The sequence below is a fragment of the Methylobacterium sp. B4 genome (assembly GCF_003201865.1).
GTDB lineage: Bacteria > Pseudomonadota > Alphaproteobacteria > Rhizobiales > Beijerinckiaceae > Methylobacterium.
In genome coordinates, this window is record NZ_QJJJ01000021.1 from 1 (window position 1) to 14,792 (window position 14,792).

The following is a 14,792-nucleotide window of genomic DNA, read 5'->3' on the forward strand; positions in this document are numbered from 1 at the left end:
ATCGGTGCGGGGCTGGGTCTGATCGTTGAACTGGCCCACCGGCGAGGGCTGCTGCGCCAGGGCGCCCGTCGCCCCGGTGAGGCTGGCCGCCAGCAACGCCCCGGCCGCCCAGGCCGCCCGTCCGGGCCTCGCCGATCCCCGATCCATTCCCACTCCGCCACGTTGCATCCTGCAATCCCCTTGCTGTGTCGGTTGCGACCAAGACTTCGCTGATCTTGGGATTTGCTGTGTCGCGTGAAGCGCGACCGCGGCCTTTCCCGATCCGCCGGACGGGCGAACGCTTCCACGAAGCCAGCCGACCGCCGATGCCCGATTTCTTTATTTCGATCGAACTTCAGTGACCGTCGGCAAAGCCTGGGTCTGGTTCGATTCTTTAGCAACATGGTCAAAGCCTGAGCTGTTGCTTCTTTTTTGACCATATCTCTCTTGTATTACAATGATTTCATCGAATCGATGTTGGGGTCAACGCTGAATTTGGCTTTCTTGGATTTTGCGGTATCGCTTGTGCGCCAAAGCCACAGCTCGCGTACGCCGCCCGATCAGCGCACAGGAATTTTCCCAAAGGAAAACGTTAGATCCTTAAAGGAAATGTCGTTCCTGAAACCGCAGGTGAAGCGCGGTAACCGTATTGGAGGATGTGCGCCCGGTTTCATGGACGAGGATAGAGCAACACGCCCAAAAACGAGGCGTTTGGCCGTGTTTCGATGGCAGCGGCAAAGACTCGGCAAGTCCGGGGAGGTTGGTAGCTCTGGGTGTGCAGCACGGGCACGGCGCAGGCGTGTGCTGTCGGAGACGCGCGAAACCGCGCTGCCAAGCCAAGGCGGCGCATCGAGGCGGCGGATCGAGGCGGCGCATCGAGGGGGCGGCCAGGGACGTGAGACGGCTACCGGCCGATCGTCCCGGATCGTCATGGCGAGGCGAAGCCGACGCCATCCAGCGCTCCGAACGATCCGGAGAGGTCGCGCCTCTGGATCGCGTCGCACACGCGCGATGACGCTCCGAGGTGGAAGCCGAGGCCATCAACCGCACGCCGTCAGGGGCGCCGCCGCGGGCGGTTCCTCCCGCTCGAACGCGGCCTCACGCGGCTTCGGTTCGATGCCGTCGGGCTGCTTTCACCCGGGCGAGGCGGGTCTCGGTCAGCGCTCCGCACGATCGCGAGAAGTCGCGCCGCCGGATGGTGTCGCCGAGGCTCCCCAAGGACGATCCGGGACGAAAGCCGGGGCGATCAACCGGAGGCGGGATCGGCCGATGAAGCCCTGCCGGGCAGCGTGCCTGCGGCCTGGCGCGGAGCGCAGGCGTCGCGGCAAAAAAGAGACCGCGGCATCGCTCGGGATGCCGCGGTCTCGGTCTTATGGGTCGTCGCGCCGCGCTCAGGCGGTGGCGCGCTTCGGCTTCGCCTTGAGGGCCGTGTCGACCGGGAATTCGATATCGACACCCAGCGTCGAGACGCCCGCGCCGCGCTCCAGCTTGATCTGCACCTTGTCGCGCTCGACCGTGACGTGCTTGGCGATCACGTTCAGGATCTCCTCGCGCAGCGTGATGATCAGGTCGGGCCTGCCGTTCTCTGCGCGCTCGTGCGCCAGAATGAGCTGCAGGCGCTCCCGGGCGACGGAACTCGATCCGCGCGGTTTGAGGAAGGTCAGAACGCTCATGCGGCCCTCCGTGTGAACAGCTTGTTGATCAGGGATTTGCGGTCGGAGGGGATCGCCATCGGCACGGTCTCGCCCTTCAGGCGGCGGACGGCGTCGATGTAGGCGCGGGAGGGCGCGCAGAGCGGGTTGTTGAGCGTCACCGGGCAGCCGACATTCGAGGCGCGCAGGACTTCGAGGCTCTCCGGGATGATGGCCAGCAGGGGGATCGAGAGGATCTCGAGCACGTCGTCGACCTTGAGCATGTCGCCGCGGTCGGCGCGGGCGGGGTCGAAGCGGGTCAGGATCAGGTGCTTCTCGATATGGTCGCCCTTCTCGGCGCGGACCGTCTTGGAATCGAGGAGCCCGATGATCCGGTCGCTGTCGCGCACCGAGGAGACCTCGGGGTTCGTCACGACCACCGCCACGTCGGCGTGGCGCATGGCGAGCTGGGCGCCGCGCTCGATGCCGGCGGGGCTGTCGCAGACGATCCAGTCGAACTTCTCGCGAAGCTCACCCATCACCCGCTCGACGCCCTCGTCGGTGAGCGCGTCCTTGTCGCGGGTCTGGGAGGCGGGCAGCAGGGAGAGGTTCTCGAGGCGCTTGTCGCGGATCAGCGCCTGCGGCAGCTTGGCGTCGCCGTTGGTGACGTTGATCAGGTCGTAGACCACCCGGCGCTCGGCGCCCATGATCAGGTCGAGGTTGCGCAGGCCGACGTCGAAATCGACCACGCAGACCTTCTCGCCGGCCTGCGCCAGCGCCGCACCGAGCGCTGCCGTCGTGGTGGTCTTGCCGACGCCGCCCTTGCCGGACGTGACACAAAGAACCTTGGCCATTCTCGTTTCCCCTTAACCCAAGGCTGCAATTTTGATCGCGCCGCCATCGGACCAGATCTGGACCGCTTGACCGCGCAGGTGAGTGCCCATGTCCTCGGCCGTGCGGACGAGGCGGTCGATGCCGAGAAGCTCGGGCTCGAACTTGCGGCAGTAGATGCGTGCGCGAGGGTTGCGGGCGGCGCCCGCGATGGCCCGCCCGCGCAGGGCGCCGTAGACGTGGATGGAGCCGCCCGCGAGGATTTCGGCCCCCGAGGACACCGAGCCCATCACGGTCACGTCCCCCTCGCGGTGGACGATGCTCTGGCCCGAACGCACCGAACCCTCGATGGTGAGGGAGGACACGCCCGGCTTCTCTTCCTCGTGAGCCGGCGCCTCGAAGGCGTCGCCCGCCGGGCGTCCGTTGACGAGCCGCGGGGGAAGGGAGGAGGGGAGCGGATCTCGCGCACCCTCGATGCCGAGGATGCGCACCTTGCGGGCCGACAGCTCGGCGACGAGGCTTTCCAGCTCGGACGGCGCGGGCGCGAGGCCCGTGACGTCGAGGATCACGGCCTTGTCGTCGAACAGCGTGCCCGAGCGCTTCAGGGCACCGTCCAGGAGGACGAGCCAGTCGGCGAGCGGAGCCTCGGGCGCGAGCGAGACGGCGCGGAACACGCGGCCTCGCAGGGGCAGTGAGGGGCGGGAGGGAGCGGGGCTGGTCACGGGCGTTGACGTTTCCTTACCGACACGCCCATTGACCGCCGGGATGGTTACCGGCGGGTTAATTTTTACGCCGACCGGGCAAGAATTGCCGGGCAAGATTTTTCCATTGCTCGATGGGTTGCTGCCGAAACCCTGTCGGATCAAGGGCTTGGCGCGCAGGGCGGACCGGAAACACTCATTAATCCGGCCTGTGCCCCCAGGATCGCGGGATCCTGTGATCGCCGCGAATCGCCCTGTTCGGGGCGTGCGCCGCGCGTCGGATCGATCTCCTTCGGCTTCGCGCATGGTCGCGGCGGAGGTCGAGGAAATCGCCGACCACACGGCCCGGGCGACCCACGAGATTTCGAGCCAGATCGGGCCGGTCCGGAACATCACCGGGCAGGCCGTATCGGCCATCGGCGACATCGCCGTGCGCATCCGCGCGATCGACGGGCTCGCCGGCTCCATCGCCGCCGCGGTGGAGGGGCAGGGCGCGGCCGCCAATCAGGTTCTGGCCTCCGCCTCCGAGCCGTCGCGTCCATCCGAGCGACGTGACGGCCAGGTCCGCCACTTCCTCGAGACGGAGCGGGCGGCCTGATACCGGCATCGGTCGAACGCTTCGGGTTCGGCCCCTTCCGTCAATCGCGAGCGTCAGCGAAGCGACGCCACCGCGCGGCTTCTCGGGAAAGGTCGCGCCCTGGATTGCCACGGCTTCGCCTCGCAATGACGAGAGCGGCCGAACGGATCAGCCGCAACTCGTCCGAGGCGGGAGGCCGTTCGGGTTTCGGTCGATCGGTCTTGTCGGCAGCCGCACACCTTCCTCGGAGAGCGGAATCCCACGAAAAAGGCCCCGATGCGTTCGCCGCATCGGGGCCTTATCCGTTCCGATCGAGGTGCGAGGAGATCTCAGCCCGTCAGGGCTTCCTTCGAGCGCTCGAAGCGCTTGCGCTCGTTCGGGTCGAGGTGGATCTTGCGCAGGCGGATCGACTTCGGCGTGACTTCCATCAGCTCGTCGTCCTGAATCCAGGCCAGCGACTTCTCCAGCGTCATCCGGATCGGCGGCGTCAGGCGCACGGCCTCATCCTTCGAGGTGGTGCGGATGTTGGTGAGCTTCTTGCCCTTGAGCACGTTCACCTCGAGGTCGTTCTCGCGGTTGTGCTCGCCGACGATCATGCCCTGATACACCTTGGCGCCGGGCTCGATCATCATCGGGCCGCGGTCTTCGAGGTTCCACATGGCGTAGGCCACGGCCTCACCCTTGTCGTTCGAGATCAGCACGCCGTTGCGGCGGCCGGCGATCTCGCCCTTGAAGGGCTCGTAGGCCTTGAACAGGCGGTTCATGATCGCGGTGCCGCGGGTGTCGGTCATCAGCTCGCCCTGGTAGCCGATGAGGCCGCGGGTCGGAGCGTGGAAGACGAGGCGCAGGCGATTGCCGCCCGAGGGCCGCATCTCGATCATCTCGGCCTTGCGCTCGGACATCTTCTGCACGACGACGCCGGAATACTCCTCGTCGACGTCGATCACGACCTCCTCGACCGGCTCGAGCACGTCGCCGTTCTCGTCCTTCTCCAGGACGACGCGCGGACGCGACACGGCCACCTCGAAGCCCTCGCGGCGCATGGTCTCGATCAGGATCGAGAGCTGCAGCTCGCCGCGGCCGGAGACGTAGAACGAATCCTTGTCGGCGGCTTCCTCGATCTTGAGCGTGACGTTGCCCTCGGCCTCCTTGAACAGGCGGTCGCGGATCATGCGGCTCGTGACCTTGTCGCCCTCGGTGCCGGCGAGCGGCGAATCGTTGACGATGAAGGACATGGTGACGGTCGGCGGATCGATCGGCTGGGCCTGGATCGGGGTCTCGACCTGCGGGTCGCAGAAGGTGTCGGCCACCGTGCCCTTCACGAGCCCGGCGATGGAGACGATGTCGCCCGCCTCACCCACCTCGATCGGCGCGCGCTCAAGGCCGCGGAAGGCCAGGATCTTCGAGACGCGGCCGGTCTCAACGACCTTGCCGGTGCGGTCCAGAACTTTGATCGACTGGTTCGGCTTCACCGTGCCGGAGGCGATGCGCCCGGTGATGATGCGGCCGAGGAAGGGGTTGGCTTCGAGCAGCGTGCCGAGCATCCGGAACGGACCCTCCTCGACCCGGGCCTGCGGCACGTGCTTGAGCACGAGGTCGAACAGCGGCGCGAGGCCGACATCCGGCGAGGCGTCGGGCGAATCGGCCATCCAGCCGTTGCGGCCCGAGCCGTAGAGGATCGGGAAATCGAGCTGCTCGTCGGTGGCGTCGAGCGCCGCGAACAGGTCGAACACCTCGTTCACGACCTCGTTGATGCGCGCGTCCGGGCGATCGACCTTGTTGATCGCGACGATCGGGCGAAGGCCGATCTTGAGCGCCTTGCCGACCACGAACTTGGTCTGCGGCATCGGGCCCTCGGCGGCGTCGACCAGCACGATCACGCCATCGACCATCGAGAGGATGCGCTCGACCTCGCCGCCGAAATCGGCGTGGCCGGGGGTGTCGACGATGTTGACGCGGGTATCCTGCCACACGACCGATGTCGCCTTGGCGAGAATCGTGATGCCGCGCTCCTTCTCCAGGTCGTTGGAGTCCATCGCCCGCTCCTCGACCCGCTGGTTTTCGCGGAAGGTGCCGGACTGCTGAAGCAGCTTGTCGACCAGCGTCGTCTTGCCGTGGTCGACGTGGGCGATGATGGCGATGTTGCGCAGCTTCATCGGAGATCTCGAGCCGTTCGGAAACTTGGAGCCCGGCCATAAAGCGCCGTGTCGCGGGCCGTGTTTCGACGGTCGTGACGCCAGGGTACGGATTCGGGCGGTATCGCGTCGCAATATAAGGTGTCGCCCGATCCGGCAAGTGCGGGCTGCGCCGCGCCCGGGCGGGGCAGCCATGCCGCCGCGCGGTTTTTCCCGGGGAACGGCCGTCGGCTGCTCGCCTCGCCGGGGCCCACCGACTATGGCCGGAGCGTCACCGGGGGGCGGGTCCACCATGGGCCGGCCTCTCCCGGGACGGATCGGCGCCGCCGTGGCGGTCGAGGGAAGGGGTCCGAACATGCCTCGCTGGCGATGGTTGATGGCGCAGCTGACGCGGCGGCTCTGGGTGCGGGCCACGCTGATCGGTCTCCTGGGCATCCTGGCCGCAATCCTCGCCGCCGTGGTCGACACCCATCTGCCCTGGACGATTCCCGGCACGATCAGCGCGGATGCCCTCGACAGCATTCTCACCGTGATCGCGTCGAGCATGCTGACCGTCACCACCTTCTCGCTGAACGTGATGGTCTCCGCCTACGGATCGGCCACGAGCAACGTCACGCCCCGCGCCACGAAGCTGCTGATCGAGGACCGGCTGACCCAGACCGTCCTCTCGACCTTCCTCGGCTCCTTTCTGTTCAGCATCGTCGGCCTCGTCGTCTCGAAGACCGGCGCCTACGGCGAGCAGGGCCGCTCGATCCTGTTCGTGGTGACGATCGCCGTCATCGGCCTGATCGTGATCGCGCTGCTGCGCTGGATCGATCACCTGACCCGCCTCGGACGCGTCGGGCAGACGACAGACCGGGTCGAGGCGGCGGCCCGGGAGGCGATCCGCGCGCGGCTGCGGGAGCCCTATCTCGGCGGCACGGCCCTGCGGGACCGGCAGGCGATTCCGCCCGACGCGCTCTTCGTGACGACCGACCGGATCGGCTACGTCCAGCATATCGACGTGCCGGCCCTGTCCGCCCTCTGTGAGAAGCGGGATGCGGAGGTCTTCGTCACGGCGGTGCCCGGAACCTTCGTCTACCCGCACACGCCGTTGGCACGGCTGCGGGTGAGGGGCGGAGCGGCGGATCGCGAGAGGGCCGACGCCCTGCGCGGCGCCGTCGAGGCCGTGTTCTTGATCGGCGAGGAGCGCTCCTTCGATCAGGATCCGCGCTTCGGCGTCGCCGTGATGAGCGAGATCGGATCGCGCGCCCTCTCCCCGGCGACGAACGATTCGGGCACCGCGATCGACGTCATCGGCCGCGCGACCCGCCTGCTCTGCCTCTGGGCCCGCGGCGGCGACGCGGAAGGGGAGGGCGCCGAGAGCGAGGGACCGAAATATCCGCGCGTCCACGTCCCGCCGCTCGACACCGCCGACCTTATCGAGGACGCCTTCATGCTGATGGCCCGCGACGGGGCCGGGTTGATCGAGGTGCAGCTGCACATCCAGAAGGGACTGTCGGCTCTCGGGCGGATGGGTGACGAAGCCCTCGCGTCGGCCGCCCGGTACCAGTCCCGGCTGGCCCTGGAGCGGGCCGAGGCTGCGCTCCCGCTCGACGCCGACCGGCGGCGCCTGCACGCGCTGGTCCGCGCGCTCGAGGCCGGCGATGCGTCGCCCGCGCCGGCGGGTTGACGGGCGCGCGGGCGCCTTTGCTGTTGAGGACGCCGCACCCCCGCGCGGCGCGGCCCGCGATCTGCCATAAGCTGTCCGGCATGATCCACACGCTGCGACGCCGCCCGTGACCGACCGTCCCCCGATCCGCTTTCGCGGCCGCTCCTTCCTGGCGATGGTGCTGGCGCCGGTGCCGCCGGTCGATCAGTGGCTTGCCGAACTCGACGCCCTCAAGCAGCGGGCGCCCGCCTTCTTCTCGGTGCGGGCGATCATTCTCGACGTGACGGGCCTGCGCTTCGAGCGGTCGGACCTCACCTATCTCTGCGAGGAGCTGAACCGGCGCTCCATCACCATCCTCGGCATCGAGGGGATCGGCCCGACCTCGCTCGGGCCCGGCTTCCCGCCGCCGCTGGTGGGCGGCAAGCCGGTGGACGACATCGCGCCGCCCGAGCCCGGCGCCGTGCCGGCGGGGGCCGCCGAGATCCCCGCCGGCACGGCGCTGGTGGTCCCGCCGTCCCCGTCCCGGCCGCGCTCCTTCGTGCTCGACGCGCCCGTGCGCTCGGGACAGGTGATCCAGCACCTCGACGGGGACGTGACCGTTTTGGGCTCGGTGGCCTCCGGTGCGGAGGTGATCGCGGGCGGCTCGATTCACGTCTACGGCGCCCTGCGCGGCCGGGCCATCGCGGGCGCCGTGGGCGATCCCGGCGCGCGCATCCTCGCGCGCAAGTTCGAGCCGGAACTCATCGCCATCGACGGTCTTTACAAGACCGCCGACGATCTCGGCGCCACCCGCCGCGGCCAGTCGGTTCAGGCTCGGCTCGAAGGCGACGCCATCGTCCTGCTGCCGCTCGACTGAGCGCGCCCCAGGCGCCGACGCGTCTGCATCCCGAAAGCACCGGCCACGGCGGCGGAAATCCGCCGCCTCATCCCGGCCCCTGGCGGGAAACCGCCGCCCCTCGCGGCGGGCGCCGGGCCGATTTTGCCGGAAATGCCTTTATCTGCAGTAAATTGCAGGAAACTTTGCGCCTTCCGCATGGCTGGCATGCGCTCTGCAATGAGGGAGGGGTCACATCGACCGGCCGCAGAGCCGGCACCTCAGGGAGAAGCACCTTGCTCGAACGCCTCCGCTCCACGCGTCTTCGTCTGGCCGCGCTCACGGCCACCGCCGCGTTCCTGCTCGCGCCGAACCCGCTCTCCGCGCAGGAGGTGGTGCGGCTGGGCAACCTGAAGCTCGCGCACTTCGCCGGCGTCTCCTACGTCAAGGAGATCGCCAAGGATTGCGGCATCAGCGTCGATCTCAAGATCTTCGCCAAGGGGCCGGACATCATGCAGGCGATGCTGGCGGGCGAACTCGATGTCGGCGCCACCGCCTCGGAGGCCGCGATCTCGGCCCGCGGCAACGGCGCCCAGGTCTACATCGTCGGCGGCTTCGCCAAGGGCGGCGCCCGCCTGCTGGCGACGGCGGAATCCGGCATCAAGTCGGCGGCCGACCTCAAGGGCAAGAAGGTCGGCGTCACCCGCGGCTCGATCCAGGAGGTGCTGCTCGCCGCCGAGATGGCCAAGCACGGCCTCAAGGCCCGCGACGTCAACCTGATCTATCTCGGCTACCCGGACCTCAACCAGGCGCTGCTGCAGAAGCAGGTCGACGCCATCATGCAGACCGAGCCGCAATCGGCCCAGGCCATCGCCCGCGGCTTCGGCGTCGAGATCCTCAAGCCCTACGACACCCCGGTCGGCTCGCCGATCCGCACGCTGGTGATGACGGAGAAGTTCTACAAGGAGAAGTCGCCGGTCGCGGCCAAGTTCATGGCCTGCTTCGTCAAGGCGCAGAAGACCTTCATGGACGACCCGAAGACGGCCGAGAAGTTCGTCACGCAGGACGTGTTCAAGGGCCAGCTCACCGGTCCCGAATTCCAGGAGGCGCTCGCCAACTCGCCCTACACGATCGAGATGAGCGCCGACCACATCCAGAAGACCACCGACGTGATGGCCCAGCACGGCATCGGCAAGATGTCGGTGCCCGCCAAGGCCGTCGATTGGGTGAAGCTCGACCTGCTCGACGCGGCCAAAGCCGCCGCCGGCACGAACTGAGGAGCCCGACGCCATGCACTCCCTTCGCCTGAAGGCGCTGGCCGAAGGCCTCGCCGTCCCCGTCGCCGCCCTGGTGATCTGGCAGCTCGCCTGCACCGCGGGGCTCGTGAACCCGCTGGTCCTGCCCTCGCCCGCCGCCGTCGCGGCGCGCTGGTGGGCCTATCTCGCCCCGCTCGAAGCCTACGATCCGGCGCACGGCTCGTGGTTCCTCTGGCTCTTCTCCGGCGAGATGCTGCACGACTCGGTGGCCTCGCTCTATCGGGTCGTCGTCGGCTTCGCCGTCGGCGCCGGGCTCGCCCTGCCGCTCGGCCTGTTCATGGGCTCGAGCGACCTGATCTACCGCCACATCAACCCGTTGATGCAGGTGCTGCGCCCGATCCCGCCGATCGCCTACATCCCGCTCTCGATCCTGTGGTTCGGCCTGGGCAACGCGCCCGCCGTCTTCCTCATCGCCATCGGCGCCTTCTTCCCAGTCCTGATGAACACCATCGCCGGCGTGCGCCACGTGGACGGCATCTATATCCGCGCCGCCCGCAGCCTGGGCGCCAGCCGCATGACGATCTTCCGGCGGGTGATCCTGCCGGCGGCCACCCCCTACATCCTCTCGGGCGCGCGCATCGGCATCGGCACCGCCTTCATCGTGGTGATCGTGGCCGAGATGATCGCGGTCAACAACGGTCTCGGCTTCCGCATCCTGGAGGCGCGTGAATACTTCTGGTCCGACAAGATCATCGCCGGAATGCTGACCATCGGTGCGCTGGGCCTGCTCATCGACATGGGCGTCAGCCGCCTGAACAACCACCTGCTCCGCTGGCATCGCGGCCTGGAATCGTGAGGCATCCCATGTCCGTGCAACCTCATCCCCTCGAAGCCGTCACCCAGGACGCCGTGCCCGTCCACGCGTCGCTGCCCTCCGCCGCCTCGTCCCACGCCACGCCGCACATCGTGGTCACGGGCGTCGACAAGGTCTTCCCCGTCCCGGGCGGCGAGGTCGTCGCCCTCAAGGACATCGACCTGACCATCAACCAGGGCGAGTTCGTCTGCCTGCTCGGGCCTTCAGGCTGCGGGAAGTCGACGCTGCTCAACGCCATCGCGGGCTTCTCCCACCCCACCCGCGGCGGCATCGTCGTCGAGGGCCGCAAGGTGATCGAGCCGGGTCCCGACCGGGGCATGGTGTTCCAGGAATATGCGCTGTTCCCCTGGATGACGGTCGCGCAAAACATCGCCTTCGGTCTGGAGATCAAGGGGATGGCCCGCGCGGCCATCGAGGCGCGGGTGGCCGAGCTTCTCGACATGCTCAAGCTCGCCGAGTTCCGCGACCGCTTCCCCAAGGACCTGTCCGGCGGCATGCGCCAGCGCGTGGCGATCGCCCGCGTGCTGGCTCTCGACAGCCCGGTCATGCTGATGGACGAGCCCTTCGGCGCGCTCGACGCCCTGACCCGCCGCTCGCTCCAGGACGAGCTGCTGCGGATCTGGGCGGCCACGGGCAAGACCATCGTATTCGTCACCCACTCGATCGAGGAATCGATCTATCTGGCCGACCGCATCGTGGTGCTGACCTACCGCCCGGGCACGATCAAGCGCGACCTGCGGGTGGACCTTCCGCGCCCGCGCGACAGCGCCTCGGCCGCCTTCAACGCCCTGAAGCGCGACCTCTCCGCCCTCGTCACCGCCGAGCAGCACCGCTTCGAGGAAGTGGAGATGAAGGGGCTGACGACCGATTGACGGCGGCACGGCCGCCGGAGCTTTCGGCGGCCGCGGCCCGCGATCGACGCGGGTCGCGGTGCTGGATCGCGTCGCCGGCGCCCTCCATGACGGAGAGGCAAGAGCCGCACCGTCATGGCGCGGCGGAGCCGAAGCCGTTCGGCCTCGCGACGCCGCAAGGACGCAAGGCTGACTTCCCCGACCACTTCCCCGACCATCGTTCGCGCACGAGGATGACGGTGACCGCAGCCTCGTCTGCTAGATAAAAACAATGCCCGTCTCCCTCGCCGCGGCCGCGCGCGCCCTCATCCTCGCCGCCCTGGCGGTGGCGGCCCTTCTCGTCGTGCTCAAGGCGGGGGATGTGGCGGAGACCCGCGTCGGCCTGAGTCTGGCCGGCGATGCAAGGCAGCGGGCCGAGATCTACGCCCAGAGCCTGGAAGGCGCCATCGAGCGCTTCGGCTTCCTGCCGGCGGCGGCGGCCCTCGACCCGCGGGTCCGCGCCCTGATCGCCGCCCCCGACGATCCGGCGCAGGTGGCGGTCGTCAACGATTATCTGAAGCGGCTCACCGGCGCGGCCGGGGCGGGCGTCGTCTACCTGCTGCTGCCCTCCGGGCTCACCCTCGCGGCCTCCAACTGGGACACGCCCCAGAGCTATGTCGGCCAGGATTTCAGCTACCGGCCGTATTTCACCGAAGGTCTCGCCGGACGCACCGGGCGCTTCTACGCCGTCGGCACCCTGACCGGCGTGCCGGGCTACTTCATCAGCGCGCCCATCGTCATCGACGGCGCGGTGCGCGGCGTGATGGCCACGAAGATCGACCTCGATCCCCTGGAGACCGTCTGGCGGGAGGGAAGCGACCGCGTGCTGGTGGCCGACGCCAACGGCATCGTCTTCCTCGCCTCCGACCCCGCCCTGAAGTTCCGCGCGACCAAGCCCCTCGACGCCGCCGCTCGGGAGGGCATGGAGCGCACGCGCCAGTACGGCCGCGAAAGGGCGCCGCCGATCGATCTCGGCCGGGTGGAGGATGTCGGCGGCGTGCCCCTGGTCGAGCGCTCCGAGGCGTCGCCGCACAATCGCGGGCTGTTCGAGGAGCGGGCGCTGCCGGACCATGGCTGGACGCTGCTGCTCTTCGCCGATGCCGCGCCGGTGGCGATCGCCGGGCGCAGCGCCCGGGCCGGGGCGAGCCTTGCGCTGATCGTGCTCGGCCTGATCGGGCTCTACGGGCGCCAGCACCTGCGGCGGGTGCGGGAGAACCGTGCGGCGCAGCGGGAGCTGGAGGCCAAGGTGAAGGCGCGCACCGTCGATCTCAGCGCGGCCAACGGCCGGCTTGCGGACGAGATCGCGGTACGGGCCCGCGCGGAGAACGACCTGCGCGCGGCGCAGGGCGAGCTGGTCCAGGCGGCCAAGATGGCCACGCTGGGGCAGATGGCGGCGGGCATCACCCACGAGCTGAACCAGCCGCTCGCCGCCATGCGGGGGCTGGCCGACAATGCCCGCGCCTTCCTGCATCAGGGCCGCGAGGAGGAGGCCGCGGCCAATCTCGACCGCATCGTCTCCCTGGTGGACCGGCTCGGCAAGATCACGGGGCAGTTGCGCAGCTTCTCCCGTCGCTCGGGCACCGAGCGGGTCGCGGTGGATGTGGCGGCGGCGGTCGCGGAGAGCCTCGCGATCCTCGCGCCCCGCATCCGCGCCTCGGCCGCGCAGGTGACGACCGATCTCGATCCGGCCGCGCAATGGGTCGGGTTCGAGCCGATCCGCCTGTCGCAGGTGCTGGTCAACCTCGTCGGCAACGCCCTCGACGCGGTGAAGGGCCGGGCCGGCGCCCATGTCGCCGTGCGGGCCTGGGCAGGGGAGGGGCATGTCGTGCTCAGCGTCGAGGATAACGGGCCGGGACTCGACGGGGCCGCGTTGACGCGCATCTTCGATCCGTTCTTCACCACGAAGCCCGCGGGGGAGGGGCTCGGCCTCGGCCTGCCGATCTCGCTCGCCATCGCCCGCGAGTTCGGCGCCACGCTGCGGCCCCGCCCGATCGCCGGCGGCGGCCTCGCCTTCGACCTCGTGCTGGAGGCGGCCGAGGATCCGGCCCGGACCTCGCCCCGAGAGAGGATGCGGCATGTTTCCTGACCGTTCGGAGGCGTTGCCGCGACCGCGGATCGTGCTGATCGACGACGAGGAGATGGTCCGCCTCTCCATGGAGCAGACCCTCCAGCTCGCCGGATTCTCGGTCGAGGCCTATGCCAGCGCCGAGGCGGCGCTGCCGGCCATCGGCCGCGACTTCCCCGGCGTGGTGGTCAGCGACGTGCGCCTGCCGGGTCAGGACGGGCTCGAGCTGCTCGCCGACATCCGCCGCCGCGACCCCGAATTGCCGGTGGTGCTCGTCACCGGCCACGGCGACATCGCCATGGCGGTCGCCGCCATGCGCGAGGGCGCCTACCACTTCATCGAGAAGCCCTTCGTCAACGATGCCTTCGTCGAGGTGGTCCGGCGCGCCCTGGAGAAGCGCGCGCTGGTGACCGAGAACCGCCGCCTGCGCATGGCCCTCGACCGGGACGACGCGCGGGGCAGCGCGGTGGAGCGCTGCCTCGTCGGGCAGTCGCCGGCCATGCGCCGCCTGCGCGACGACGTCGCCTCGCTGGCCTTCGCCGCCGCCGACGTGCTGGTGCTCGGCGAGACCGGGGCGGGCAAGGAGCAGGTCGCCCGCGCCCTGCACGAGGGGGGTGCACGGGCAGCCAAGCCGTTCGTGGCGATCAATTGCGGCGCCATCCCCGAGAGCATGTTCGAGAGCGAGATGTTCGGCCACGAGGCCGGCGCCTTCACGGGAGCCGGCAAGCGGCGCATCGGCAAGGTCGAGCATGCCAGCGGCGGCACCCTGTTCCTCGACGAGGTCGAGAGCATGCCGCTGGCTCTCCAAGTGAAGCTGCTGCGGGTGCTGCAGGACCGGCGCGTCGAGCGGCTGGGTTCGAACACGAGCGTGCCCGTGGATCTGCGGGTGGTGGCCGCCACCAAGGAGGATCTCGGCGCGCTCTCGGAGGCCGGCCGCTTCCGCCGCGACCTGTTCTTCCGCCTCAACGTCGTGACGCTGACCCTGCCTCCCTTGCGCGAGCGGCGCGAGGACATCCCGCTGCTGTTCGAGCTCTTCCTCGTCCAGGCGGCGGTGAAGTATCAGCGCCCGGTGATCGAGGTGCCGCCCTCCTTGCGCCGCACGCTGATGCTTGCCGACTGGCCGGGCAACGTGCGTGAACTGAAGAACGCCGCCGAGCGCTTCATGCTCGGCTTCCTCAGCCCGGATCTGGCCGGCGGCGCCGGGCAAGCACCGGGCCTCGACGCCCTGCTCGACCGGGTGGAGCGCCTCGTCATCGAGGATGCGCTCAAGGCCTCCGGCCAGAGCATCGCCGAGGCCGCCCGGGCGCTCGGCCTGCCGCGCAAGACGCTCTCCGACCGCATGCGCCGGCTCGGACTGAGCGCGGGCGACTGACCCTTTTCCATCGAGA

The 14,792-nt window shown here is 69.2% G+C and carries 11 protein-coding genes and 2 pseudogenes; 8 read left to right on the forward strand and 5 right to left on the reverse strand.

What is annotated here, in order from left to right; translation table 11 throughout:
- From BY998_RS24845 to minC (BY998_RS19315), 4 genes and pseudogenes are all read right to left on the reverse strand, one after another.
- Positions 1-147 (reverse strand): annotated as a pseudogene (locus BY998_RS24845) (porin); the annotation flags it as partial.
- 1,223 nt (positions 148-1,370) lie between these two features.
- On the reverse strand, positions 1,371-1,652 hold the full coding sequence (gene minE / locus BY998_RS19305) for a cell division topological specificity factor MinE (protein WP_110353289.1): 282 nt from the start codon (positions 1,650-1,652) through the stop codon (positions 1,371-1,373).
- Entirely contained in the window at positions 1,649-2,464 is an 816-nt protein-coding gene (gene minD / locus BY998_RS19310) for a septum site-determining protein MinD (protein ID WP_110353290.1), read from the reverse strand. The genes minE and minD overlap by 4 nt, the downstream gene beginning before the upstream one ends.
- A 12-nt stretch (positions 2,465-2,476) precedes the next feature.
- A complete protein-coding gene (gene minC, locus BY998_RS19315) occupies positions 2,477-3,115 on the reverse strand; it encodes a septum site-determining protein MinC (protein ID WP_245421661.1) in 639 nt (212 codons plus the stop codon).
- Between the two features lie 321 nt (positions 3,116-3,436).
- Between minC (BY998_RS19315) and BY998_RS19320 the strand changes: the two are divergent.
- Positions 3,437-3,740: pseudogene (locus BY998_RS19320) on the forward strand (chemotaxis protein); the annotation flags it as partial.
- Positions 3,741-4,048: 308 nt separating this feature from the next.
- On the opposite strand, the gene typA reads toward BY998_RS19320, so the two are convergent.
- Positions 4,049-5,875, reverse strand: coding sequence for a translational GTPase TypA (gene typA / locus BY998_RS19325; RefSeq protein ID WP_110353293.1), 1,827 nt, complete (start codon positions 5,873-5,875; stop codon positions 4,049-4,051).
- 355 nt (positions 5,876-6,230) lie between these two features.
- Between typA and BY998_RS19330 the strand changes: the two genes are divergently transcribed.
- The 7 genes from BY998_RS19330 (at position 6,231) to BY998_RS19360 (ending at position 14,776) form a co-directional block, all read left to right on the forward strand.
- A complete protein-coding gene (locus tag BY998_RS19330) occupies positions 6,231-7,526 on the forward strand; it encodes a DUF2254 domain-containing protein (RefSeq protein ID WP_110353295.1) in 1,296 nt (431 codons plus the stop codon).
- Between the two features lie 106 nt (positions 7,527-7,632).
- Positions 7,633-8,361, forward strand: a complete 729-nt coding sequence (gene minC / locus BY998_RS19335; RefSeq protein ID WP_110353297.1) for a septum site-determining protein MinC — start codon at positions 7,633-7,635, stop codon at positions 8,359-8,361.
- A gap of 254 nt (positions 8,362-8,615) precedes the next feature.
- The gene (locus BY998_RS19340) at positions 8,616-9,596 is read left to right on the forward strand and encodes an ABC transporter substrate-binding protein (protein ID WP_110353299.1); all 981 of its coding nucleotides are present in this window, start codon (positions 8,616-8,618) and stop codon (positions 9,594-9,596) included.
- Positions 9,597-9,609: 13 nt separating this feature from the next.
- Positions 9,610-10,431 (forward strand): ABC transporter permease, encoded by an 822-nt coding sequence (locus tag BY998_RS19345; RefSeq protein ID WP_110353300.1) that lies wholly within the window; start codon positions 9,610-9,612, stop codon positions 10,429-10,431.
- Between the two features lie 8 nt (positions 10,432-10,439).
- A complete protein-coding gene (locus tag BY998_RS19350; protein WP_110353302.1) occupies positions 10,440-11,321 on the forward strand; it encodes an ABC transporter ATP-binding protein in 882 nt (293 codons plus the stop codon).
- A 250-nt stretch (positions 11,322-11,571) separates the two neighbouring features.
- Positions 11,572-13,425 (forward strand): ATP-binding protein, encoded by a 1,854-nt coding sequence (locus BY998_RS19355; RefSeq protein WP_110353304.1) that lies wholly within the window; start codon positions 11,572-11,574, stop codon positions 13,423-13,425.
- Positions 13,415-14,776: a sigma-54 dependent transcriptional regulator gene (locus BY998_RS19360; protein ID WP_110353305.1), complete on the forward strand. Its 1,362-nt coding sequence runs from the start codon at positions 13,415-13,417 to the stop codon at positions 14,774-14,776. Before BY998_RS19355 ends, BY998_RS19360 begins: the two co-directional genes overlap by 11 nt.
- Positions 14,777-14,792 lie beyond the last annotated feature (16 nt).